Source organism: Streptomyces olivaceoviridis, assembly GCF_014650115.1.
GTDB classification, from domain to species: domain Bacteria; phylum Actinomycetota; class Actinomycetes; order Streptomycetales; family Streptomycetaceae; genus Streptomyces; species Streptomyces olivaceoviridis.
The window spans coordinates 254,060-278,176 of sequence record NZ_BMUI01000007.1 but is presented as its reverse complement, the minus strand read 5'-3'; the positions used below and the strand labels follow the sequence as shown (position 1 = coordinate 278,176).

General features: G+C 72.0%; 23 protein-coding genes. 7 read left to right on the top strand and 16 right to left on the bottom strand.

Going from position 1 to position 24,117, the window contains the following annotated elements:
• The first annotated feature begins 69 nt into the window (after positions 1-69).
• From IE273_RS16535 to IE273_RS16520, 4 genes are all read left to right on the top strand, one after another.
• Positions 70-522, top strand: coding sequence for a DUF7144 family membrane protein (locus tag IE273_RS16535; protein ID WP_189815931.1), 453 nt, complete (start codon positions 70-72; stop codon positions 520-522).
• Between the two features lie 383 nt (positions 523-905).
• Positions 906-1,778, top strand: coding sequence for a methylenetetrahydrofolate reductase (locus IE273_RS16530; RefSeq protein ID WP_189815930.1), 873 nt, complete (start codon positions 906-908; stop codon positions 1,776-1,778).
• A gap of 88 nt (positions 1,779-1,866) precedes the next feature.
• On the top strand, positions 1,867-3,345 hold the full coding sequence (locus IE273_RS16525) for a DNA-3-methyladenine glycosylase 2 family protein (RefSeq protein WP_308437040.1): 1,479 nt from the start codon (positions 1,867-1,869) through the stop codon (positions 3,343-3,345).
• 14 nt (positions 3,346-3,359) lie between these two features.
• Positions 3,360-3,851, top strand: coding sequence for a methylated-DNA--[protein]-cysteine S-methyltransferase (locus IE273_RS16520; RefSeq protein ID WP_189815929.1), 492 nt, complete (start codon positions 3,360-3,362; stop codon positions 3,849-3,851).
• Between the two features lie 48 nt (positions 3,852-3,899).
• Here the strand turns inward: IE273_RS16520 and IE273_RS16515 are convergent, their stop codons facing one another.
• The 3 genes from IE273_RS16515 to IE273_RS16505 form a co-directional block, all read right to left on the bottom strand.
• Positions 3,900-4,625: an SIR2 family NAD-dependent protein deacylase gene (locus tag IE273_RS16515; protein WP_189815928.1), complete on the bottom strand. Its 726-nt coding sequence runs from the start codon at positions 4,623-4,625 to the stop codon at positions 3,900-3,902.
• Positions 4,626-4,752: 127 nt separating this feature from the next.
• A complete protein-coding gene (locus IE273_RS16510; protein WP_189815927.1) occupies positions 4,753-5,247 on the bottom strand; it encodes an NUDIX domain-containing protein in 495 nt (164 codons plus the stop codon).
• A gap of 29 nt (positions 5,248-5,276) precedes the next feature.
• Positions 5,277-6,350, bottom strand: coding sequence for an ADP-ribosylglycohydrolase family protein (locus IE273_RS16505; protein WP_189815926.1), 1,074 nt, complete (start codon positions 6,348-6,350; stop codon positions 5,277-5,279).
• A 166-nt stretch (positions 6,351-6,516) separates the two neighbouring features.
• Here IE273_RS16505 and IE273_RS16500 point away from each other — a divergent pair, with 166 nt between their 5' ends.
• Positions 6,517-7,653: a glycerate kinase gene (locus IE273_RS16500; protein ID WP_229887251.1), complete on the top strand. Its 1,137-nt coding sequence runs from the start codon at positions 6,517-6,519 to the stop codon at positions 7,651-7,653.
• 76 nt (positions 7,654-7,729) lie between these two features.
• Here the strand turns inward: IE273_RS16500 and pssA are convergent, their stop codons facing one another.
• From pssA to IE273_RS16455, 9 genes are all read right to left on the bottom strand, one after another.
• Positions 7,730-8,548: a CDP-diacylglycerol--serine O-phosphatidyltransferase gene (gene pssA, locus IE273_RS16495; RefSeq protein WP_014675980.1), complete on the bottom strand. Its 819-nt coding sequence runs from the start codon at positions 8,546-8,548 to the stop codon at positions 7,730-7,732.
• 22 nt (positions 8,549-8,570) lie between these two features.
• A complete protein-coding gene (locus IE273_RS16490; RefSeq protein ID WP_078611849.1) occupies positions 8,571-9,227 on the bottom strand; it encodes a phosphatidylserine decarboxylase in 657 nt (218 codons plus the stop codon).
• Positions 9,228-9,397: 170 nt separating this feature from the next.
• On the bottom strand, positions 9,398-10,603 hold the full coding sequence (locus tag IE273_RS16485; protein WP_189815925.1) for an acyl-CoA dehydrogenase family protein: 1,206 nt from the start codon (positions 10,601-10,603) through the stop codon (positions 9,398-9,400).
• 2 nt (positions 10,604-10,605) lie between these two features.
• Positions 10,606-11,118: a MaoC family dehydratase gene (locus IE273_RS16480; RefSeq protein ID WP_189815924.1), complete on the bottom strand. Its 513-nt coding sequence runs from the start codon at positions 11,116-11,118 to the stop codon at positions 10,606-10,608.
• A 5-nt stretch (positions 11,119-11,123) separates the two neighbouring features.
• Positions 11,124-12,086, bottom strand: coding sequence for an HpcH/HpaI aldolase/citrate lyase family protein (locus IE273_RS16475; RefSeq protein ID WP_189815923.1), 963 nt, complete (start codon positions 12,084-12,086; stop codon positions 11,124-11,126).
• The gene (locus IE273_RS16470) at positions 12,083-14,122 is read right to left on the bottom strand and encodes an ethylmalonyl-CoA mutase (protein ID WP_189815922.1); all 2,040 of its coding nucleotides are present in this window, start codon (positions 14,120-14,122) and stop codon (positions 12,083-12,085) included. Before IE273_RS16470 ends, IE273_RS16475 begins: the two co-directional genes overlap by 4 nt.
• A 17-nt stretch (positions 14,123-14,139) precedes the next feature.
• Positions 14,140-15,477, bottom strand: coding sequence for a crotonyl-CoA carboxylase/reductase (gene ccrA, locus IE273_RS16465; RefSeq protein ID WP_189816032.1), 1,338 nt, complete (start codon positions 15,475-15,477; stop codon positions 14,140-14,142).
• 399 nt (positions 15,478-15,876) lie between these two features.
• The gene (locus IE273_RS16460; RefSeq protein WP_189815921.1) at positions 15,877-16,695 is read right to left on the bottom strand and encodes a TetR family transcriptional regulator; all 819 of its coding nucleotides are present in this window, start codon (positions 16,693-16,695) and stop codon (positions 15,877-15,879) included.
• Between the two features lie 160 nt (positions 16,696-16,855).
• On the bottom strand, positions 16,856-18,661 hold the full coding sequence (locus IE273_RS16455; protein ID WP_189815920.1) for a 3-hydroxyacyl-CoA dehydrogenase family protein: 1,806 nt from the start codon (positions 18,659-18,661) through the stop codon (positions 16,856-16,858).
• Positions 18,662-19,047: 386 nt separating this feature from the next.
• Between IE273_RS16455 and IE273_RS16450 the strand changes: the two genes are divergently transcribed.
• Positions 19,048-19,629 (top strand): adenylosuccinate lyase, encoded by a 582-nt coding sequence (locus tag IE273_RS16450; RefSeq protein ID WP_189815919.1) that lies wholly within the window; start codon positions 19,048-19,050, stop codon positions 19,627-19,629.
• Between the two features lie 7 nt (positions 19,630-19,636).
• Here the strand turns inward: IE273_RS16450 and IE273_RS16445 are convergent, their stop codons facing one another.
• The 4 genes from IE273_RS16445 to IE273_RS16430 form a co-directional block, all read right to left on the bottom strand.
• Positions 19,637-20,155, bottom strand: coding sequence for a GNAT family N-acetyltransferase (locus IE273_RS16445; protein WP_229887250.1), 519 nt, complete (start codon positions 20,153-20,155; stop codon positions 19,637-19,639).
• The gene (locus tag IE273_RS16440) at positions 20,152-20,571 is read right to left on the bottom strand and encodes a RidA family protein (RefSeq protein WP_189815918.1); all 420 of its coding nucleotides are present in this window, start codon (positions 20,569-20,571) and stop codon (positions 20,152-20,154) included. The genes IE273_RS16445 and IE273_RS16440 overlap by 4 nt, the downstream gene beginning before the upstream one ends.
• A 68-nt stretch (positions 20,572-20,639) precedes the next feature.
• Positions 20,640-22,199 carry an alpha/beta hydrolase gene (locus tag IE273_RS16435; protein WP_189815917.1) on the bottom strand — a complete coding sequence of 520 codons (1,560 nt, stop codon included), beginning with the start codon at positions 22,197-22,199 and terminating at the stop codon, positions 20,640-20,642.
• Positions 22,200-22,347: 148 nt separating this feature from the next.
• The gene (locus tag IE273_RS16430) at positions 22,348-23,391 is read right to left on the bottom strand and encodes an Rv2578c family radical SAM protein (RefSeq protein ID WP_189815916.1); all 1,044 of its coding nucleotides are present in this window, start codon (positions 23,389-23,391) and stop codon (positions 22,348-22,350) included.
• Between the two features lie 134 nt (positions 23,392-23,525).
• Here IE273_RS16430 and IE273_RS16425 point away from each other — a divergent pair, with 134 nt between their 5' ends.
• Positions 23,526-23,969, top strand: coding sequence for an SRPBCC family protein (locus IE273_RS16425; protein WP_189815915.1), 444 nt, complete (start codon positions 23,526-23,528; stop codon positions 23,967-23,969).
• Positions 23,970-24,117 lie beyond the last annotated feature (148 nt).

The window sequence follows — 24,117 nt, the reverse complement described above, 5'->3', positions numbered from 1 at the left end:
CGGAGTGCCCCACGTGCTCCCCGCGAGCGCGCGGGATCCGAACGAACGGGGGGCAGAAAGGACACGCTCATGAGCCAGGCAGCGCAGCCCACCGGACCGACCAGCCCCGGAGGCTCGTGGCCGCCCCGGCAGCCCGGCACCCGGGGTGGCACCTGGGCGACCGGCGGCGTCACGTTCGCCGGAGTCCTGATGATGTGCAGCGGCCTCCTCGCCCTCTTCCAGGGGATCGCCGCCGTCGCCGGGGACGCCGTCTACTACCGCATCGGCAGCTACATCTACAAGATGAACCTCACCGGCTGGGGCACGATCCACATCGTCATCGGCGCCCTGGTCCTGGCGACGGGCGTCGGCCTGCTCATGGGCATGGCCTGGGCCCGCATCGTCGGTCTGGTTCTCGTCGCGTTCAGCCTCATCACGCAGTTCCTGTTCCTGCCGTACGCGCCCGTCTGGTCACTGATCCTGCTGGCGATCGACGTCTTCGTGCTCTGGGCGCTCGCGTCACACCGCGAAGCGGCGGCCTGAACCCCGCGGCGCCCGGCACACCTCCATCACACCGGCCCGCAGGCCGCGCCCCCGGCCCCCGTCCAGCAGCGGCCCCGGGCCGCGCTCCCGGTCCCCGTCCAAGAGCCGCCCCGGGCCGCGCCCCGGCCCCCGTCCAGCAGCCGCTCCCGGCCCGCGCACCAGGTCCCCGGCCCGCACAATCCGATCCGGGTCCCCAGCCCTGGCCGCGCCCCGACGCCGCCCCACCGGCCGCTCCCGGCCCGCGCCCCCGGCCCCCGTCCAGCAACCGCTCCCGGCCCCTGCCCGCGGACTCCGCGCCCGCACGTGGCATCATCGGCGCGGCCCCGACCGCAGCCGGGGGCCGCGGTGAGCCGTGGCACGGCACGAGGAGTACGAGGAGCACGATGGACCCCGCGCTGCTGGACGACTTCTCCCTGGAGATGACCGGCAAGGACGTGCCCGGGCTGGAGGAGGCACGGGACAGCATCCCGCCCGGCACCCGGATCAACATCACGTTTCTGGCCGGCGAGGACACCGGTACGCGGCTGAGCGCCGCCCGCGCGGTCAAACGGCTCGGTTTCGTCCCCGTACCGCACATCTCCGCGCGCCGCCTGCCCTCCCGTACCGCCCTGGAGGAGTTCCTCGCCGGGCTGGCGGCCGACGGCACCGCCGGGAACGTGTTCGTCGTCGGCGGCGACCCGGCCCACCCCGAGGGGCCCTACGAGGACGCCCTCGCCGTCCTGCGCACCGGGCTGCTGCGGCGCCACGGCGTCCGGCACGTCGGCATCGCCGGCTACCCCGAGGGCCACCCCGGCATAGCCGACCGGCTGCTGTGGCCGGCGCTCACGGACAAGGCGGCGGCCATCGGGGCGAACCGGTTCACCGGGGACGTCATCACCCAGTTCGGCTTCGACGCCGACCCGGTGCTCGCCTGGCTGGAGGCCCTGCGCGCGCGGGGCGTGCACCTGCCCGTCCGCGTCGGCGTCCCCGGACCCGCGGGGGTGCGCCGGCTGCTGCGCTACGCCGGCCGGTTCGGCGTCGGCACCAGCGCCTCCGTGGCCCGCAAATACGGCTTCTCGCTGACCAACCTCATGGGCACGGCCGGCCCGGACCGCTTCCTGCACGCACTGGCCGACCGGTACGACCCGGCACGGCACGGCACGGTGAAGGTGCACTTCTACACGTTCGGCGGCCTGCGGACCACCGCCGACTGGATCTCCCGCTTCCGGCAGGGATCCGAACGGATCAGCGAGGAGCGGCAGACCGCTCGATCATGAGATGGAGCGGTCGGGAGCCCTGGCCAGGCCCACGTTGATGTCGGATTTTCGCCAGCGGCGGGGGTGTGCGGTGGGCCATGCTGGGCGCATGCAGACAGGGATGCACCACGACCGGGAGCACTGCGTGCGCGCCGTGCGGTCCAAGGACGCGCGGTTCGACGGATGGTTCTTCACGGCCGTCCTGACCACCCGGATCTACTGCCGGCCGAGCTGCCCGGTCGTGCCGCCCAAGCCGGAGAACATGACGTTCTACCCGAGCGCCGCCGCCTGCCAGCAGGCCGGGTTCCGGGCCTGCAAGCGCTGCCGCCCCGACACCAGCCCCGGCTCCCCGGAGTGGAACGCGCGCGCCGATCTCGTGGCCCGGGCCATGCGGCTGATCGCCGACGGGGTCGTGGACCGCGAGGGCGTGCCAGGACTCGCCGCCCGGCTCGGCTACAGCACCCGGCAGGTGGAGCGCCAGCTGCTCGCCGAGCTGGGCGCCGGCCCCCTCGCGCTCGCCCGCGCGCAGCGGGCCCAGACCGCGCGGCTGCTCATCGAGACCACGGCCCTGCCGATGGCGGAGATCGCGTTCGCGGCCGGTTTCGCCTCCGTCCGCGCCTTCAACGACACCGTCCGCGAGGTCTTCGCCCTGTCCCCGAGCGAGCTGCGCGCGCGGGCGCCGAAGAGCGGCGCGGGCACCCCCGGCGTGGTCACCCTGCGGCTGCCGTTCCGCGCCCCGCTCAACCCGTCCAACCTCTTCGGCCACCTCGCCGCCACCGCCGTCCCCGGTGTCGAGGAGTGGCGCGACGGCGCCTACCGCCGCACCCTGCGGCTGCCGTACGGCCACGGCATCGCCGCGCTCGCACCCCGCCCCGACCACATCGCCTGCCGCCTCACCCTCGGCGACCTGCGCGATCTGACCGTGGCCATCAGCCGCTGCCGCCGCCTGCTCGATCTGGACGCCGACCCGGTGGCGGTCGACGGCCATCTGCGCACCGACCCGTCCCTGGCCCCCCTGGTCGACCTGGCCCCGGGCCGCCGGGTGCCGCGCACGGTCGACGAGGCCGAGTTCGCCGTCCGGGCCGTGCTCGGGCAGCAGGTCTCCACGGCCGCCGCCCGCACCCACGCGGCCCGCCTGGTCACCGCGCACGGCAAGCCCCTGGACGACCCCGAAGGCGGCCTCACGCACCTCTTCCCCTCACCCGAGGCGCTGGCCGGCGTCGATCCCGAGACCCTGGCGATGCCCCGCACCCGGCGCACCACCTTCACCACCCTTGTCCGCGAACTCGCCGACGGCGGACTGCACCTGGGCGTGGAGGCCGACTGGGCCGAGGCGCGGGCCCGGCTCCTCGCGCTGCCCGGCTTCGGGCCCTGGACGGTGGACGTCATCGCCATGCGCGCCCTCGGCGACCCCGACGCCTTCCTTCCCACCGACCTCGGCATCCGGCGCGCCGCGAAGGAGCTGGGCCTGCCGGCCACCCCGGCCGCACTCACCGCCCGCGCGGAGATGTGGCGGCCCTGGCGGTCGTACGCGGTGCAGTACCTGTGGGCGACGGACAGCCACCCGATCAACTTCCTCCCGGCCTGAAGGACTCGACTCCGATGAACCACCACACCGTGACCGACAGCCCGTACGGGCCGCTCACCCTCGTCGCCGACGCCGACGGTGCCCTGTGCGGCCTGTACATGGTGGACCAGCGGCACCGCCCCGACGAGGAGAGGTTCGGCCCGCGCGACGACTCCCTGCCCGTCTTCGCCGAGACGGCCGAGCAGCTGACGGCGTACTTCTCGGGCGAGACCAAGGAGTTCACCGTCCGGCTCGGCCTGCACGGCACACCGTTCCAGCGCAGCGTCTGGCAGCAGCTGACCGCCATCCCGTACGGCGAGACCCGCACCTACGGCGAACTGGCCGACGCCCTCGGCAACCCCCGGGCCTCCCGCGCCGTCGGCCTCGCCAACGGCCGCAACCCCGTGGGCATCATCGTGCCCTGCCACCGCGTGATCGGCTCCGACGGCAGCCTCACCGGCTACGGCGGCGGTCTCGACCGCAAACGCCGCCTGCTGGACTTCGAACGGGGAACCGCCCTGTTCTGACCCCGTTGACCGGCGCCGCCCCCGTTGACCGGCGCCGGCCCGGCGTTCTCAGTCGCCCAGCGTGCGCAGGAGTGCGGGCAGCGCGGTGCCGATCGGTTCCCGGATGATCTCGTCGGCCCGGTCGTCGTAGGGCGTGGGTTCGGCGTTCACGATGACGAGGCGTGCGCCGTGGTCGGCGGCCACGTCGGCCAGGCCGGCGGCGGGCTGCACCTGGAGGCTGCTGCCCACGGCGATGAACACCTGGCAGGCCTTGGTGACGGCCACCGCCTGCCCGAGGACCACCGGATCCAGCCGCTCGCCGAACATCACCGTCGCCGACTTCAGGATGCCGCCGCACTCCAGGCACGGCGGGTCCGCCTCGCCGGCCTCCACCCGGGCGAGGGCGTCCTCCATCGGCCCCCGGGCCCCGCACCCGGTGCACACCACGCCCCGGGCGCTGCCGTGGAGTTCGAGCACCTTGCGGGCGGGCATACCGGCGAGCTGGTGCAGGCCGTCCACGTTCTGGGTGATGACCCGGACGGGAACGCCGGACCTCTCCAGCTCGGCCACGGCCCGGTGCGCCGCGTTCGGCTCGGCCCGCAGCGTCCGGTTCTCGCGGCGCATCCGCCAGGACCGCCGCCGGATCTCCGGGTCCGTCATGTAGTACTCGTACGTCACGAGCTTCTCGGCCTCCGGATCGCGCCGCCACAGCCCGTTCGGCCCGCGGTAGTCCGGGATGCCGGAGTCGGTGGAGATACCGGCCCCGCTGAGCAGGGCGACGAGAGGCTTGGCCATGGCATCGAGGGTAGGGCGGGCGGCGTGCCCGCCGCGAACGGATGACCGCGGGGACGGGACCGGCGGGACGGCCCCGTGGCACGGGCCCCGGTGCCGGCGTCCGCGCGTGGCCACGGTGACCGGGCGGTCAGGCCACCCGGTGGCCGTTCTCCAGTTCCGCCGTCCCGGAGCCGTCCGCGAGGACGTCCAGCGCGGCCAGCACCCGGCGGCCGAGCGCCCCCGGCAGATGGGCGGTGAGGTCCTCGCGGTCGACCAGGCGCCAGGAGAGCAGTTCCTCCTCCTGGAGACGGATGGCCTTCAGTTCGTCCTCGGTCAGGACACCGCCGTCGTACAGGTACGCCACCAGCGGCGGCCGGCCCGCGCCGTGCGCCCAGTCCACGGCCAGCAGCCGGCCGAGTGCGCGGTCGAGCCCGATCTCCTCCAGCGTCTCCCGGCGGGCGCCCTGGCGCGGCGTCTCCCCGTCGTCGGACTCGATGGTCCCGCCCGGAAGGGCCCAGCCGTCACGGTAGTTGGGTTCGACGAGCAGCACCCGCCCCCCGGCGTCCCGGAAGAGGGCGGCGGCCCCGGCGAGGACACGGGGCAGGCCCGCGATGTACGCGGCGAAATCCTGGGTCGTGGTCATGGGGGGAAGGGTAACCAGCCGGCCGCCGGCTACGTCCCGCTCGTCGCCAGGCGCAGGGTGCGTTCGGCCAGCGCGCTGATCCGTACGCCGTCGAAGCCGAACACCGCGCTGCGCACCGTGTCCTCCAGCGGGTCCCGCCAGCGCGCCGGAATGGCCTCCGCCCCGGTGAGGACCCCGGCCACCGAACCGGCCGTCGCCCCGTTGGAGTCGGTGTCCAGCCCGCCGCGCACGGTCAGGGCGACGGTCCGGGTGAAGTCGCCGTCGCCGTACAGCAGTCCGGCGGTGAGGACGGCGGCGTTCGGAACCGTGTGGATCCAGCCGAGCCCCGCGGTCTCCGCGGACACCGTGGCCAGGGTCTCCTCCCACGGCAGCCGCGCCTCGTGCAGGCCCGCCACCCGCCGCACGGTCCGGGCCAGGCGGCTGCTCGCCGGGACGACCGAGAGCGCGGTGTCCAGGGCGTCCCGCACGGTCGGGGCGGTGAACGCCGCCGAGATCAGCGCGGCGGCCCACATCGCGCCGTACACGCCGTTGCCGGTGTGCGAGAGCACCGCGTCCCGGCGGGCCAGCCCGGCGGCCCGGACGGGGTCGCCGGGGCAGGTCCAGCCGTAGACGTCGGCGCGGATCAACGCGCCGATCCACTCCTGGTACGGGTTGTCGTAGGTCGCCGTCAGCGGCGGTTTCAGCCCGTTCGCGAGGTTCCGGTACGCGGCCCGTTCCGCCGTGAACGTCTGGAGGTACGGCAGCCTGAGCAGCCACAGCTCGCCGACCTGCTCGGTGCTGAAGCCGAAGCCGTGGGTCTCCAGCAGGTGCAGGCCGAGGATCGCGTAGTCGACGTCGTCGTCCCGGCAGCTGCCGTGGATCCGGCCGCGCACGCAAGCGCGCCACTCCGGCCGCAGTACGGCGGCCTCGTCCGCGTCGGCCGGCTCGGGCAGGTAGTCGGTCAGCGGCAGGGCCGCGGCCCGGCGCAGATAGCGGTCGATGCGGTCGCGCGTCCACACCTCGCCCTGCTCGACCGGCTTGCCGAGCATGTTGCCCGCGATCCGGCCGAGCCAGCCGCCGTGGACGCGGTCGGCGAGGTCCGGACCGGTGCGCTGGGTGCTCATGGCAGGGGTGTACCCACTTTGCCCAGCCGGCTCCCAGCGGCTCGACCAGGGTTCGGGCGGGGCATGACGGCGGGGGTGCCCTGCGGTTATGGTCACAGCGGCGCGACTGGCCCTGACGTGCGCGGGGCCCGGAGAGCAAGGGGAAGACAAGGTGGCGGACGCTGGAGTGAACGAGACCCGTCGGGTGCTCGTCGCCGCGGACAAGTTCAAGGGCTCGCTGACGGCCGTGCAGGTCGCCGAGCGGGTGACGGCCGGGCTGCGCCGGGTCGTGCCGGATCTTCAGGTGGAGGCGCTGCCCGTGGCCGACGGCGGCGACGGGACCGTGGACGCGGCGGTCGCGGCCGGTTTCGAGCGCCGGGAGGTGCGGGTCGCCGGGCCGCTCGGCGAGGAGGTCACGGCCGCGTTCGCGTTGCGCGGCGGCACCGCGGTGGTGGAGATGGCCGAGGCGAGCGGCTTGCAGCGGCTTCCGGCCGGGCTCTTCGCGCCGCTGACCGCCTCGACGTACGGCTCCGGGGAACTGCTGCGCGCCGCGCTGGACGCGGGCGTGCGGACGATCGTGTTCGGCGTCGGCGGCAGCGCCACGACGGACGGCGGCGCGGGCATGCTGTCCGCGCTGGGCGCGCGGTTCCTGACCGAGGAGGGCGAGCCGGTGTCGCCGGGCGGCGGCGGACTCGCCGACCTCGCCCGGGCGGACCTGTCCGGCCTCGACCCGCGGCTGTCCTCGGTCGAGCTGGTGCTGGCCAGCGACGTCGACAACCCGTTGACCGGCCCGAAGGGCGCGCCGGCGGTGTACGGCCCGCAGAAGGGGGCCTCGCCGGACGACGTGGAGACGCTGGACGCCGCACTGGCCCACTTCGCGAAGGTGCTGGAGGCGGAGGCCGGGCCGCGGGCCGCCGAGTACGCGGCGGCGCCGGGTGCGGGAGCCGCCGGCGGCATCGGATACGGGGCCCTGCTGCTCGGCGCGCGGTTCCGTCCCGGTATCGAGGTGATGCTCGACGTGCTGGGCTTCGCGCCCGCCCTGGAGCGGGCCTCGCTGGTGATCACCGGGGAGGGGTCGCTGGACGAGCAGACGCTGCACGGCAAGGCACCGGCGGGGGTCGCCGCGGCGGCGCGGGCGGCGGGCAAGGAGGTCGTTGCGGTGTGCGGGCGGCTGGCGCTGCCGGCGGAGGCGCTGCTCACGGCCGGGATCTCGCGGGCCTACCCCCTGACATCCGTCGAGCCGGACGTCGCCCGGTGCATCGCGGACGCGGGGCCGATCCTGGAACGGATCGCCGCGCGGCTGGCCGAGGACCACTTGGCCTGAAGCCCCTGATCGGCCGCACGAACAAACGAGGGGCCCCCTACCCGACCCGGGTAGGAGGCCCCTCGTCCACGTACCGCTACGGCAACTGCGCGGCCCGTGCCTCACGACGGTTGTCGCGGAAGTTGTTCACCCGCCGAGCCGTGGCGAACAGCGGAATCACCGCGCCCATCACCAGTTGCAGCGCGCAGCCCGTCTGGAGGAGCAGCTGTCCGCTGGGCGCGTCGAAGGCCCACGCCGCCAGCAGCCCCATCGACAGCACGATCCAGGAGAGCATCGCGCCCGCGAGACGTCCCCGCGGCTTCGGGTACTCCACCCGGCTCACCATCAGCCACGCGGTCCCGAGGATCGCCAGCAGGGTCGCCACGAACGGCAGCTCCAGCAGCACGATCGAGACGACCGTCAGCGCGCCGAACGGCGAGGGCATGCCCTGGAACATGCCGTCCTTCATCGTCACGCAGCTGAAGCGGGCCAGTCTCAGCACCACGGCGAGCAGCACCACGATCGCGCCCACCGCGGCCACCCGCTGGTGCGCGTCGTCCGCGACCATGCCGTAGACGAGGACGAAGTACGCGGGGGCCAGCCCGAAGCTGATCAGGTCGGACAGGTTGTCCAGCTCCGCGCCCATCGGCGACGAGCGCAGCTTGCGGGCCACCAGCCCGTCGAACAGGTCGAAGACCGCCGCGCAGAGCATCAGGATGACCGCCGTGGCCGCGCTGTGGCGGGCCATGCCGGACTCCTGGCTGCCGGTGAGGTGCGGGATCAGGATGCCGGTGGTGGTGAAGTACACCGCCATGAAACCGCACGTGGCGTTGCCCAGCGTGAGGGTGTCCGCTATCGACAGGCGGAGAGAAAGAGGCATCTCCTCCTCGTCGTCCACCTCGTCTGCCTCGGGCACCCAGCCCGCCTGGGTCTCCGGATCAATCACGGTCAATGCGAGTCACCCCAGCCACGGTCTTCTGGCCGACCTCGACCGCGACCTCCACACCCTCGGGCAGGTAGAGGTCGACACGCGAGCCGAAGCGGATCAGACCGATGCGGTCGCCCTGCTCGACCTTCGTGCCCTGAGGGATGTAGGGAACGATGCGGCGGGCCACCGCGCCGGCGATCTGGATCATCTCGATGTCGCCGAGTTCGGTGTCGAAATGCCAGACTACGCGCTCGTTGTTCTCGCTCTCCTTGTTGAAAGCCGGAACAAAGCCGCCGGGGATGTGCTCGACGGACGTCACGGTGCCCGCGAGGGGCGCGCGGTTGACGTGGACGTTGAGCGGGCTCATGAAGATGGCGACGCGGGTACGCCCGTCCTTCCACGGCATGATGCTCTGCACCACACCGTCGGCGGGCGAGATGACCTGGCCCTGGGCGATCTCGCGCTCGGGGTCGCGGAAGAACCACAGCATGCCCGCCGCGAGCGCGGTGGCGGGCACGGCGACGGCCTTGGCGACGCCCGAGCGGCGAGCGCGGGCCAGGCTGAGGGCTGCGGTGGCGACGGTCGGGAGAAGCCACGGCGATGCTCCGCGCGCGAGGCGTACGCCGACTCGGCTGTCGCGAGGTGCAGAGGTTTGGCTGTGGGGCATGGATGACCTTCGTAGCGGATGATGCCGCGCTCTGACGGGGGACGGCGGCTTTCCCGGGATCGTACCGGTCGCGGGCCACAACTGGGCAAGCCAGGAAGCCGAGTCGGCGGCTGAAGAGTGTCTACGGGGTGTGATCTTCTTCTCGAAGAAAACACCCCGTACCCGGACAATCAGCCTTGGAATCGATACTCTTCGAGCAGCCTGCGCCCGATGATCATTTTCTGGATCTCGGCGGTACCTTCACCGATGAGCAGCATCGGGGCCTCGCGGTAGAGGCGCTCGATCTCGTACTCCTTGGAGAAGCCGTAGCCGCCGTGGATCCGGAAGGCATCCTCCACGACCTCCTTGCAGTACTCGGAGGCGAGGTACTTCGCCATCCCCGCTTCGAGGTCGTTTCGTTCCCCGGAATCCTTTTTGCGCGCCGCGTTGACCATCATCGCATGCGCGGCCTCGACCTTGGTCGCCATCTCCGCCAGCTTGAACTGGATGGCCTGGTGCTGGGCGATCGGCTTGCCGAACGTGTGCCGCTGCTGGGCGTAGCGGACCCCCAGCTCGAAGGCGCGCTGGGCGACGCCGCAGCCGCGCGCCGCCACATTGACGCGGCCAACCTCGACGCCGTCCATCATTTGGTAAAAACCTCGGCCGGTGACCCCGCCGAGCACCCGATCGGCCGGAACGCGCAGTCCGTCCATGATCAGCTCGGTCGTGTCGACGCCCTTGTAGCCCATCTTGTCGATCTTGCCGGGGATGGTGAGGCCCGGACGGACCTCGCCGAAGCCCGGCTCCTTCTCGATCAGGAAGGTCGTCATCGACTTGTGCGGCGCCGTGCCCTCGGGGTGTCCTTCGTCACTGCGGACCAGTACGGCCACGAGCGAGGACGTGCCGCCGTTCGTCAGCCACATCTTCTGACCGTTCAGGACGTACTCGTCGCCGTCCTTGACCGCCTTCGACGTGATCGCCGACACGTCCGAGCCCAGTCCGGGCTCCGACATCGAGAAGGCGCCCCGGACGTCGCCGGCCGCCATCCTCGGCAGGAAGTGGTCCTTCTGCTCCCGCGTGCCGTGCTGCTTGAGCATGTACGCGACGATGAAGTGTGTGTTGATGATGCCGGACACCGACATCCAGCCGCGGGCGATCTCCTCCACGCACAGCGCGTAGGTGAGCAGCGACTCGCCCAGGCCGCCGTACTCCTCGGGGATCATCAGGCCGAAGAGGCCGAGCTCCTTCAGGCCGTCCACGATTGCCTGCGGGTACTCGTCGCGGTGCTCCAGCCCGGTCGCGACCGGAATGATCTCTTTGTCGACAAAGTCCCGGACGGTGGAGAGGATCTCCTGCTGGACGTCGGTCAGACCGGCGGTTTGGGCGAGACGGGCCATGGCTACTTCTCCTGCTCCTTGAGCTCGGGGCGGCCCGGCTGCTCGCCGCCGCGCTCCTTGATGTACGTCTCGGTGGGCACCATCACCTTGCGGCGGAAGACGCACACCAGCGTGCCGTCCTGCTTGTAGCCCTTGGTCTCGACGTAGACGATCCCGCGGTCGTTCTTCGACTTCGACGGCCACTTGTCCAGCACGGTCGTCTCGCCGTAGACCGTGTCGCCGTGGAAGGTCGGCGCCACGTGCCTGAGCGACTCGATCTCCAGGTTGGCGATCGCCTTGCCGGAGACGTCCGGGACGGACATGCCGAGCAGGAGGGAGTAGATGTAGTTCCCGACCACCACGTTCTTGCCGAAGTCGGTCGTCTTCTCGGCGTAGTTGGTGTCCATGTGGAGCGGGTGGTGGTTCATGGTGAGGAGACAGAACAGGTGGTCGTCGTACTCCGTGACCGTCTTGCCCGGCCAGTGCTTGTACGTCGCCCCGACCTCGAACTCCTCGTACGTGCGTCCGAACTGCATCGCCGTCACGCCTCCGGGATCTCGAACGTGCTGGTGCGCCGCATGCCGGCGGCGCGGCCCTTGCCGGCGATGACCAGCGCCATCTTGCGGCTGGCCTCGTCGATCATCTCGTCGCCGAGCATCGCGGAGCCCTTCTTGCCGCCCGCCTCGGACGTGTAGTAGTCGTACGCGTCCAGGATCAGCTCGGCGTGGTCGTAGTCCTCCTGCGAGGGCGAGAAGACCTCGTTGGCGGCGTCGACCTGACCCGGGTGCAGCACCCACTTGCCGTCGAAGCCCAGCGCGGCGGCGCGGCCGGCGACCTCGCGGAAGCCGTCGACGTTGCGGATCTGGAGGTAGGGGCCGTCGATCGCCTGGAGGTCGTTGGCGCGGGCGGCCATCAGGATCTTCATCAGGATGTAGTGGTAGGCGTCCGCCGGGTAGCCGGGCGGCTGCTCGCCCACGACCAGGGACTTCATGTTGATGGAGGCCATGAAGTCGGCCGGGCCGAAGATGATGGTCTCGACGCGCGGGGAGGCCTGCGCGATCTCGTTGACGTTGTTCAGGCCCTGCGCGTTCTCGATCTGCGCCTCGATGCCGATCCGGCCGACCTCGAAGCCCATCGTCTTCTCGATCTGCGTCAGCAGCAGGTCCAGGGCGACGACCTGCTGGGCGTTCTGCACCTTCGGCAGCATGATGCAGTCCAGGTTCGGGCCCGCGCCCTCCACCACCGTGACGACGTCCCGGTACGTCCATTCGGTCGTCCAGTCGTTGACCCGGACCACGCGCGTCTTGCCCGTCCAGTCGCCCTCGTTGAGGAACTTGACGATGGTGTGCCGCGCCTCGGGCTTGGCGAGCGGCGCGCACGCGTCCTCCAGGTCCAGGAAGACCTGGTCCGCGGGGAGGCCCTGCGCCTTCTCCAGGAAGCGCGGGTTGCTGCCCGGTACGGCCAGGCAGGAACGCCGCGGGCGAAGGCGGTTGACAGTCGTCATGCGGGGACCTCCAGGGGGTCGAGCTTGTTCGCTGTGCGGATCTCGTCGACGATGCGGCCGATGATCCCGGTGATGTCGAAGTCCTTCGGGGTGAAGACGGCGGCCACTCCGGCCTGCCTCAGCTGTTCGGCGTCACCGTTGGGGATGATGCCACCGGCGATCACCGGTATATCTGTGGCACCGGCCACACGCAGCCGCTGGAGCACATCGGGGACCAGCCGGGCGTGCGAGCCGGACAGGATCGACAGGCCCACGGCGTGCACGTCCTCGGCCAGGGCCGCGTCCACTATCTGCTCGGGCGTCAGCCGGATGCCCTGGTACACCACCTCGAAGCCGGCGTCCCGCGCGCGGACGGCGATCTGCTCGGCGCCGTTGGAGTGACCGTCCAGGCCCGGCTTGCCGACCAGGAAGCGCAAGCGGGCGACGCCCAGGTCGCGGGCGGTGGCGTCCACCCTGGCGCGGACCTCGGCGAGCGCCGAGCCGGCCTCGGCGGCGACGGCCACCGGCGCGGAGGAGACCCCGGTGGGCGCCCGGTACTCGCCGAACACCTCGCGCAGGGCGCCCGCCCACTCGCCGGTGGTGACCCCGGCGCGGGCGCACTCCAGCGTGGCCTCCATCAGGTTGCGGGTGCCCTTGGCGGCCTCCTTCAGCCGCTCCAGCGCCTTGCAGGGGCGCGGGTGGTTGAAGGGCGGCTGGTAACGGGTGTCCCGCCAGCACCGGAGGGACTCGACGACGCGGGCCTCGACCGCCGGGTCGACCGTCATGATGGCGGTGTCCAGATCGGCCGTGAGCGGGTTGGGCTCGGTGCCCTCGAAGACGTTGACGCCGACGATCTTCTCCTCGCCGGACTCGATCCGGGCCCGGCGCTCGGCGTGCGAGGCGACCAGCTGCGACTTGAGGTAGCCGGACTCCACGGCGGCCAGCGCGCCGCCCATCTCCTGGATGCGGTCGATCTCCGCGAGGGTGTCCTCGACCAACTGGTCCACCTTCGCCTCGATCACCTTCGAGCCCTCGAAGATGTCGTCGTACTCCAGCAGGTCGCTCTCGTAGGCGAGGACCTGCTGGATGCGCAGGCTCCACTGCTGGTCCCAGGGCCGGGGCAGGCCCAGCGCCTCGTTCCAGGCGGGAAGCTGCACGGCACGCGCGCGTGCGTCCTTGGAGAGGGTGACCGCCAGCATCTCCAGCACGATCCGCTGGACGTTGTTCTCCGGCTGCGCCTCGGTCAGGCCGAGCGAGTTGACCTGGACGCCGTACCGGAACCGGCGCTGCTTGGGGTCCTCGATGCCGTACCGCTCGCGGGTGACCTTGTCCCAGATGCGGCCGAACGCGCGCATCTTGCACATCTCCTCGATGAAGCGGACGCCCGCGTTCACGAAGAAGGAGATACGGGCGACCACGTCACCCATGCGCTCCTCGGGCACCTGGCCGGAGTCGCGCACGGCGTCGAGGACGGCGATGGCGGTGGACATCGCGTACGCGATCTCCTGCACCGGCGTGGCCCCGGCCTCTTGCAGGTGGTAACTGCAAATGTTGATCGGGTTCCACTTCGGGATGTGGGAGACCGTGTACGCGATCATGTCCGTCGTCAGGCGGAGCGAGGGTTCCGGCGGGAACACATGGGTGCCCCGGGACAGGTACTCCTTGACGATGTCGTTCTGGGTCGTGCCCTGGAGCTTGGTGATGTCCGCGCCCTGCTCCTCCGCGACGACCTGGTAGAGCGCCAGCAGCCACATGGCGGTGGCGTTGATCGTCATGGAGGTGTTCATCTGCTCCAGGGGGATGTCCTGGAACAGCCGCCGCATGTCGCCGAGGTGCGCGACGGGCACGCCCACCCGGCCGACCTCGCCGCGCGCGAGGATGTGGTCGGGGTCGTAGCCGGTCTGTGTCGGCAGGTCGAACGCCACCGACAGACCGGTCTGGCCCTTGGCGAGGTTGCGCCGGTACAGCTCGTTGGACGCCTCCGCCGTGGAGTGACCGGCGTACGTCCGCATCAGCCACGGCCGGTCCCTGTCCTTTTGCGCCTGACGCTCTGTCATCTATGGCCTCCCGGCTCTCAGACGTTCCGGAAGCGGTTGATGGCGTCGATGTGCTTCGCGCGCGTCTCCTGGTCGCGCACGCCCAGGCCCTCCTCGGGGGCGAGACACAGCACGCCGACCTTGCCCTGGTGCAGGTTGCGGTGGACGTCGTGGGCGGCCTGCCCGGTGTCCTGGAGGGAGTAGACCTTGGAGAGGGTCGGGTGGATCCTGCCCTTGGCGATGAGGCGGTTGGCCTCCCAGGCCTCGCGGTAGTTCGCGAAGTGCGAGCCGATGATCCGCTTCAGCGACATCCACAGGTAGCGGTTGTCGTACTCGTGCAGGTAGCCCGAGGTCGAGGCGCAGGTGGTGATCGTGCCGCCCTTGCGGGTGACGTAGACACTGGCGCCGAAGGTCTCGCGGCCGGGGTGCTCGAAGACGATGTCGATGTCCTCGCCGCCGGTCAGCTCGCGGATGCGCTTGCCGAAGCGCTTCCACTCCTTCGGGTCCTGGGTCCGCTCGTCCTTCCAGAACCTGTAGCCCTCGGCGTTGCGGTCGATGATCGCCTCGGCGCCCATGGACCGGCAGATCTCCGCCTTCTGCGGCGAGGACACGACACAGATGGGGTTGGCGCCGCCGGCCAGCGCGAACTGGGTGGCGTAGGAGCCGAGACCGCCGCTCGCGCCCCAGATCAGGACGTTGTCGCCCTGCTTCATGCCGGCGCCGTTGCGGGACACCAGCTGGCGGTACGCGGTGGAGTTGACCAGGCCCGGAGCGGCGGCCTCCTCCCAGCTGAGGTGGGCCGGCTTCGGCATCAGCTGGTTGGACTTGACCAGCGCGATCTCGGCGAGGCCGCCGAAGTTGGTCTCGAAGCCCCAGATGCGCTGCTCGGGGTCGAGCATCGTGTCGTTGTGGCCGTCGGAGGACTCCAGCTCGACCGACAGGCAGTGTGCGACGACCTCGTCGCCCGGCTTCCAGGCGTTCACCCCGGGGCCGGTGCGCAGGACGACGCCCGCGAGATCGGAGCCGATGATGTGGTACGGCAGGTCGTGGCGCTTGGCCAGCTCGTTGGTGCGGCCGTAGCGCTCCAGGAACCCGAACGTGGACAGCGGCTCGAAGATCGAGGTCCACACCGAGTTGTAGTTCACCGAGGAGGCCATGACGGCCACCAGGGCCTCGCCCGGGCCCAGCTCGGGCACGGGGACCTCGTCCAGGTGGATCGACTTGCGCGGGTCCTTGTCGCGGGTCTCCAGACCCGCGAACATCTCCGTCTCGTCCTTGTGGACGGTGATCGCCCGGTACGAGTCGGGCAGCGGCAGGGCGGCGAAGTCGGCGGACGTGGCGTCCTTCGACTGGATCGCGTCCAGGATGTCCTTCACGGTCACGGTGTTGCCTCCGGCGGGTGAGCGCCCTTGAGGGAGGGGCGCCTGAGGGTTCGTCGGTGCTGTCAGTGCTGCTGAGGGTGGTGAGGGTGTGCCGTCGGTTCGGCTCGGTGGTGGTGCTTCGGCAGCGCTTTGTGGCGCGGGAGGTTGCCTGTGACGCAGGCGTCCGGACGCGCAGGTGATGGTCTGCGGGGACAGCCCGGACTCCTTCAACGTATGACACCGCGTGTCACCCCGCAAGGCACTGAGTGCCAGAACTTCCTCTCAAATGAATTCTTTACTTGACAGATGAGCGATGATCGATCGAATGGTTCCCTGTCGGCGGGCCAAAAGGGGCGCTGACATGCAAAAACGGCCACCCGGTGGGTGGCCGTTGTCACAGCGGGGAAGGTCGGGTCAGCGTTCCTTGAGGGCCTGTTCGATGGTGCGCATGACCTCTTCCAGGGGCGCGTCGGTGCGTGCGACGGCCACCAGCACCTCGCCCTCGACGGAGGCCGCCGCCGGCGCGGAGGCGGCCGACCGGGGCGCCGTGCCGCGCCCGGCCCCGATGCCGGTGCCGAAGGTCTTGCGCACGATGGCGAAGGCGTGGTCCAGCTGGGCCTCCACGTCGCCCTGACCGCCCGCCCGCAGCCAGCGCCGCAGGACGTGGTTGTGCGCGGTGACCACGGCGGAGGCGGCGACCTCGGCCAGCAGCGGATCGTCGTTGGCGTCGTCCGCGTGCGCGTGCTCGTCGAAATGGCCGAGCAGGTACCGCGTGAACAGGCGCTCGTAGCGGGCCACGGAGGCGATCTCGGCCTCGCGCAGGGTGGGCACCTCACGCGTGAGCTTGTAGCGGGCGACCGAGATGTCCGGCCGCGCCGCGTACATCTTCATGACCTCCTTGATGCCCCGGCACACGGTGTCGAGCGGGTGCTCGTGCGCCGGCGCGGCGTTGAGGACCGCCTCCGCGCGGATCAGCGTGTCGTCGTGGTCCGGGAAGATCGCCTCTTCCTTGGAGCGGAAGTGGCGGAAGAAGGTGCGCCGGGCGACGCCGGCGGCGGCGGCGATCTCGTCGACGGTGGTGGCCTCGTACCCCTTGGTCGCGAACAGCTCCATGGCTGCTGCCGCCAGTTCCCGGCGCATCTTGAGCCGCTGGGCGGCGGCGCGACTGCCTGCGGCACTCTCCGGCGCGTCGGGCGTAGCTGGTGTACGTGAGGACTTGGCGGGCTGGGACATGACCCGAACGTACTGCATGCGCGCGGACCGATGCGCAGGTCCGGGGTGTCCCCCGCCCCCGGAGGACGGGGGACCGCCGGGCCGGACGGACGGGGGAGGGCCGCCCGGGTCGAGCAGTCCGCCCCAGTCCGGCTCCGGCCGTGACCAGTCGCCGACGCCGTCAGCGGCGGGCATACTCGCGGAAGCCGCGGCCGGTCTTGCGGCCGAGGCAGCCCGCGGCCACCAGGTGCTCCAGCAGCGGAGCCGGGGCGAGACCGGGGTCGCGGAACTCGCGGTGCAGCACCTTCTCGATGGCCAGCGAGACGTCCAGCCCGACCACGTCCAGCAGCTCGAAGGGGCCCATCGGGTAGCCGCCGCCCAGCTTCATCGCCGCGTCGATGTCGTCGAGGGACGCGTAGTGCTCCTGCACCATCTTGACCGCGTTGTTGAGGTACGGGAACAGCAGCGCGTTCACGATGAAACCGGCGCGGTCGCCGCAGTCCACCGCGTGTTTCTTGATCTTCGCGCAGACCTCGCGCACGGTCGCGTGGACGTCGTCCGCCGTCAGCACCGTCCGCACGACCTCGACCAGCTTCATCGCCGGTGCCGGGTTGAAGAAGTGCATGCCGATCACGTCCTGCGGGCGCGAGGTGGCGCGGGCGCAGGCGACGACGGGCAGCGACGAGGTGGTGGTGGCCAGGACCGCGCCCGGCTTGCACACCTTGTCCAGCGTGGCGAACAGCTGCCGCTTGACCTCCAGGTCCTCGGCGATCGCCTCGACCGCCAGGTCGACCTCGGCGAAGGCGTCGTAGGAGCCCGCCGGGGTGATCCGGTCCAGGACCCGCGCGGCGGCCTCGGCGGTCAGCCGGCCCTTGTCGACGGAGCGGGAGAGCGACGTGCCGATACGGGCCTTGGCGGCCCGCGCCTTCTCCTCGCTGCGGGCGGCCAGGACGACGTCGTAGCCGCCCTTGGCGAACACCTCGGCGATGCCGGAGGCCATGGTGCCGGAGCCGGCGACGCCCACCGAGCGCACCTCGCGGCCCGCGACCGGGGAAGTGCCCGTCGCCGGGGTCAGCGCGTCCGGCACGACGGTCCCGCTGCACGGCGCCTCGTAGGTGTAGAAGCCGCGCCCCGACTTGCGGCCGGTCAGGCCCGCCTCGCTGAGCTGCTTGAGGATCGGGGCGGGGGCGTGCAGCCGGTCCCGGGACTCGGCGTACATGGCCTCCAGGACCGTCCGCGCGGTGTCGACGCCGATCAGGTCCAGCAGGGCGAGCGGGCCCATGGGCAGGCCGCAGCCGAGCCGCATGGCGGCGTCGATGTCCTCGCGGGAGGCGTACCTGGCCTCGTACATGGCGGCGGCCTGGTTGAGGTAACCGAAGAGCAGCCCGTCGGCCACGAAGCCGGGGCGGTCGCCGACCGCGACCGGCTCCTTGCCCAGCTCGATCGCCAGGTCGGTGACGGCCGCCACGGCCTGCGGCGCGGTCAGCACCGAGGAGACGACCTCCACCAGCTTCATCGCCGGCGCCGGGTTGAAGAAGTGCAGGCCGAGCACGCGCTCGGGACGGGCGGAGTCGGCCGCCAGCCGGGTCACCGACAGCGCGTTGGTGCCGGTCGCCAGGATCGTCTCCGGGCGGACGACGCCGTCCAGCTCGCGGAAGATCTGCTGCTTGATCTCGTACGACTCCGGGGCCACCTCGATGACGAGGTCTGCGTCGGCCGCCGCGCCGAGGTCGGTGGCGGTGCGGACCCGGGCCAGCGCCCGGGCGCGCTCCTCCTCGGTGAGCCGGCCGCGCGCCACGGCACGGGTGGTGGCGGCCTCCAGGGTGGCGAGCGCCTGCGCGGTCCGCGCCTCGCTGATGTCGATGCCGATCACCTCGCGGCCGGCCTTCGCGAGGACCTCGGCGATGCCGGTGCCCATGGTGCCGAGGCCGACCACGGCGATCGTCTTGAGCGGGGACAGAGCTGAGTCGGACAGGGGAGTGGCCATCGCGGGACTCCAGGAATGAGGGTGACGACGAGGAGCGCGCCGGGTGCGCCTCAGGGCCCACCACGGAGCGGGAGGGTGCGGGTGTTGCCGGGCTGCGAGCGCACACGCCCGGGGCGCCGGTGCCACAGGCGTGCACACGCCCGGGAGCGGCGGACTTCCGACCGGCTCTGTCCCGAAGCCGGGTCGTACCGCGGTACGCACGGCGTACCGAACCGACCTGCTCGCTCGCGACGGCCGCGTCACCAGACCGTCGCCAGCGGAAATGCGCGAGGGTTACTCGCTCGTATGAGCTTAACCGGCGGGTAACGAGCGCGCTAGTCCCCGCGTGCGAACCGACTTCGTGATGTAGCTCCCTCCGCCGCCGCGACCCGCCTACGCTGGACCTCGTGGACGAAGAGTCGCGATCGCTCACGGAACGCTTACGGCAGGAGTCGGGCGCCTCGCCCGCGTTCGAGCACCTGCTGGCCATCGGGGACCAGGACGAACTGGCGGAGGTGCTCACCGCGCCCGGACAGCCGCTCTGGGCCAGGGAGCTGGCCGCGTTCCGCCTCGGCCTGGCCGGCGACCGGCGCGCCTTCGAGTCCCTGGTGCTGCTGCTCAACCACCGCGACCCGCCGCGCTGCGCCTCCGCCGCGCACGCCCTCGCCCGGCTCCGCGACCCACGCACGGCACGGGCCGCCGCGGCCCTCGCCACCAACGAGCTCCGCGTCGCCTACGCCCTGCACCCGGTACGGCTCCTGGTCGCCCTGCGCGCCCCGGAGTCCGTGCCCGCGCTGATCACCACGCTGGAGCGGCGGCTGCGCCCGCACGACCCCTACCGCCGGGTGGCCCTCGCCTGCGTGGAGGGCCTGGGCGCGCTCGGCGACGCCCGCGCCCGACGGGTCCTCACCGAGGCCCTCGCGCACCCCGCGCTCGCCGAGGCCGCGGTGCACGCGCTGGCGCGGATACCGGAACAGCAGCCGAGCTGACGCCCGGTCAGCCGCCCAGCGTCTTCACGTACCGCACCTCGGGCACCGGTACGCCGCCCGCCTCGAAGGGCTGCTCGGCCCCGTCGGGCCGGAACCCGGCGCGCTCGTAGAGGCGGCGGGCGGGCGCGTTCTCCTTGAGGACCCACAGCAGCATGCGCGGGAACGCCCGGCACCGCTCGGCCGACGCGGCGAGCAGCGCCCGCCCGATCCCGCCGCCGAGCCGGGCCGGGTCCACGTAGATCGCGTACAGCTCGGCGTCGCCGGTGCGCGTCCCGCCGTCCCGGTACGGCCCGTGCGCCGCCCACCCGACCACCGTGCCGTCCCGCTCGGCGACCAGGTTCACCACCGAGCCGTTCCCTTCGGCGAAGCGGGCCCGCCGCCGCTCGGCGTCCGCGGTGACGCTGAGCCCGTCGAGGTACGGCTGCGGCATGAGCCCCCGGTAGGCGTGCCGCCAGCCGCGGATCCGTATCTCGGAGACGCGGTCGCAGTCGGCCAGGGTCATCTCCCGGATCGTCAGGGCACTCACGCGGCCACCACCGCGAGGGCCTCGACCTCCAGCAGGAACTCCGGCGCCACCAGCCCGGCCACCCGCACCGCGGAGGAGGCGGGCAGGCGGTCGTCGGGTATGTGGGCGGCGCGGGCCGTGCGGATCGCCGGCATGTGGGCCATGTCCGTGACGAAGTACGTCAGCTTCACCACGTCCTCGAAACGGGCTCCCGCGGCGGCCAGGCAGCGCCGCAGGTTCACGAACACCTGCCGCGCCTGGGCCGCCGGATCGCCCGGCCCGACCAACTCGCCGTCCTCGTCCAGGGGAAGCTGGCCGGAGACGGCGACGAGGCGGCCGGTCGCGGTCACCACATGGGTGTACTGGGCGGCGGGGAACACCCCGGCCGGCGCGGGAATGCGGATCGGTCCACGACCGGCCCGGGTCGGTTCGCTCATGACCCCATGATGGCCCACCCCACCGACAACGCCACCGACGGACGAGCTGCCCGGTGCCTGACCGTCGGCTACCGGTGGAAGCCCAGCAGGCCGTGCAGGGTCGAGCCGCGGGGCGTCGGTGACGCCGGCTTCTCCTTCGGTGGTGTCGGGGCGGGGGACTTCGGGCAGACCGCGTCCACCGCGCCGCCGCCGCGCGGCACCCTGCCGTCGGCCAGATACGCGGCCAGGTATCCGTCCAGGCACGGGTTGCCGCTCAGCGTGACGCCGTGGTTGCCGCCGCCCTCCTCGACCACCAGGCTGGAGCGGGCCAGCAGCCGGTGGGCCGTGGCGCCGCCGGAGTAGGGGGTCGCCGCGTCGTCGGTCGCCTGGAAGAGCAGCGCCGGCGGCAGCGCGCCGTTGGTGATGTCCACCGGCCGCAGCGGGGCCACCGGCCAGAACGCGCACGGCGCGTTGTACCAGGCGTTGCTCCAGGCCGTCACGGGCGCCTTCGCGTACACGTCCCAGGCGTCCGCGCGCCACCTGTTCCAGCCGCGCGGCCAGGCCGCGTCCCGGCACTGCACCGCCGCGTAGACGCTGTAGCCGTTGTCTCCGGCGGCGTCCACGGCACCGAAGTTCTGGTACGCCTCCAGCAACGGCCCGGTGTCCCCGTGGTGGACCCAGGCCGCGAACGCCTCGGCGAGGCGGGGCCAGTAGCCGTCGTAGTAGGCGCCGGGCGTGAAGGTGTCCTCCAGCTCGGCGGCGCCGACCCGGCCCCCGGCCGGCTTCTTCGAAAGGGCCGCCCGCATCGCGTACCAGCGGGCCCCGACCTTCTCGGGGTCCTTGCCCAGCCCGTACGTGTCGTCGTACTTGGCGATCCAGGCCGTCAGCGCCCGGTGGCGGTCGTCGAAGGCGTAGTCCTGGCCGAGGTTGTCCTCGTACCAGACGCCCGTCGGGTCGACGACCGAGTCCAGTACCAGGCGGTGCACCCGTCCCGGGAACAGCTTCGCGTAGACCGCGCCCAGATAGGTGCCGTAGGAGTAGCCGAAGTAGCTGATCCTCGGGGCGCCGAGCGCCCGGCGGACGGCTTCCAGGTCCCGGGCCGAGCTGACCGTGTCCAGGTACGGCAGCAGGTCGCCGTACTTCCGGCCGCAGGCCGCGGCGAAGGACCTGGCGCGGTCGAGGTTGGCCCGCTCCAGCGCGGGCGTGGCCGGTACGGAGTCGGGGCGCACCGGTTGGAAGTGGCCGGGCACGCAGTCCAGGGCCGGCTCGCTGCGGCCGACCCCGCGCGGGTCGAAGCCGATGACGTCGTACCGGGCCGCCACGCTCTTCGGCAGCGACGACGCGACGAACCCGGCGAGCGTGAGACCGCTGCCGCCGGGGCCGCCGGGGTTGACCAGCAGCGGGCCCTGGGAGGCCCGCGCGGTGTGCGGGACGCGGGACAGCGCGACGGTGATCCGCCGGCCCGACGGGTCGGCGTGGTTCAGCGGCACCTTCAGGGACGCGCACTGGAGCCTGGGGTAGTCGGTGGTGCCGCACTTCTCCCAGCTGAGCTGCGCGGGCCGGGCGGCCTGGGCGGGTGCGGCGGTGACCGAGCCCGCCGGCACGGCGGCGGCCACGGCCGCGCACAGCAGGGCTGCGCGTGTTCTCATACGGTCCTCCCGGGACGGAGGTCTTCGGCGAACCGCGAGGCTCACGGTTCCCGCCGGATCGTCCCGGAGCCGGGGCCCTGGAGAACGCGTTGCGGCGATACTTGACCCCATTGGGCCGAGGGATGCCCTCCAATGCCCCCGGGCGTCCTCACATGAGGCTGAGCTGGACCGGCTCCGGCTCCGTGGGGGCCGGTGCCGGCTCGGCCGGGCGGATCCGGCGGGCCAGCCCCGCGCGCGCGGGCCCGATGCCGTACTCCTGCGCCAGCTCGTGCACCTGACGGGTGATCCGGCGCTGGTACCACTTGGGCGCGTAGGCGCCCTCCGCGTACAGCCGTTCGTACCGCCGCACCAGGTGCGGATGGTGCTGTCCGAGCCAGGCCATGAACCACTCCCGGGCGCCGGGGCGCAGATGCAGCACCAGGGGTGTGACGGAGGTGGCCCCGGCCGCCGCGATGGCCCGTACCGTGGCCCGCAGTTGGGCCGGGTGGTCGCTCAGGAACGGGATCACCGGCGCCATCAGCACCCCGCAGCCGATCCCGTGCTCCCCGAAGGCGCGGACGACGTCCAGCCGGCGCTCGGGCGCGGGCGTGCCCGGCTCCACCGTGCGCCACAGCCCGGCGTCCAGGAAGCCGACGGAGACCGAGACGCCCACGTCCGTCACCTCCGCCGCCCGGACCAGCAGGTCCAGGTCGCGCAGGATCAGGGTGCCCTTGGTGAGGATGGAGAACGGGTTCGCGTGATCGGTGAGCGCGGAGATGATGCCCGGCATCAGCCGGTAGCGGCCCTCGGCGCGCTGGTAGCAGTCGACGTTGGTGCCCATCGCCACGTGGTCGCCCCGCCAGCGGGGGGAGCCGAGCTGGCGGCGCAGCACCTCGGGGGCGTTCACCTTGACCACGATCTGGGTGTCGAAGCCGATGCCGGTGTCCAGGTCCAGGTAGCCGTGCGTCTTGCGGGCGAAACAGTAGACGCACGCGTGCGTGCAGCCCCGGTAGGGGTTGACCGTCCATTCGAACGGCATGCGGGAGGCGCCCGGCACCCGGTTCAGCACCGAGCGCGCCCGGACCTCGTGGAAGGTGATTCCTTGGAACTCGGGCGTGTCGAACGTCCGGGTGGTGACGGCGTCCGCGCCGAACAGCGCGGCGTCGGCGGCCCGGCCGTGTTCGCTCTCGTCCGTGAGGTTCTCCCAGCGCATGACGCCTCCTCGCTCGCACTGCCCACAGAATAGAACACATGTTCCCATGATCGTGCGAACCCCGATTTGGGCGGCCGGGCGCCGGGGTGGTTGGCTTGCCCCAACCCCGAGGAACCAGGTCGTGGAGGAACGCAATGGCGCAGGTCGAGGCCACTACGGAGCGGGTCGTCGCGGCGGACGCGGAGAAGGTGTTCGACGCCCTCGCCGACTACCGCGGCACGCGGCAGAAGCTGCTGCCCGAGCAGTTCAGCGAGTACGAGGTGCGCGAGGGCGGCGACGGCGAGGGCACCCTCGTCCACTGGAAGCTCCAGGCCACCAGCAAGCGGGTGCGCGACTGCCTGCTGGAGGTCGGCGAGCCCGCCGACGGCGAGCTGGTCGAGAAGGACCGCAACTCCTCCATGGTCACCACCTGGCGCGTCACCCCCGCCGGTGAGGGCGCGTCGCGCGTGGTCGTCACCACGACCTGGCAGGGCGCCGGCGGCATCGGCGGCTTCTTCGAGAGGACCTTCGCGCCCAAGGGCCTCGGCCGGATCTACGACGCCCTGCTCGCCAGGCTCGCCGCCGAGGTCGAGAAGTAGCCCAAGCACCCACCGGTGAACGGGGGTTGACCGTCGGTCGGCCCCTTCACCGGTTCGAGTGCATCTCCGGCCCATACCGGATGGTGCCGTAACTCGCCGCAGTTGTTCGCAGTTGTCGCCTTACGCGGGAAATGTGAACGGGTGTGAC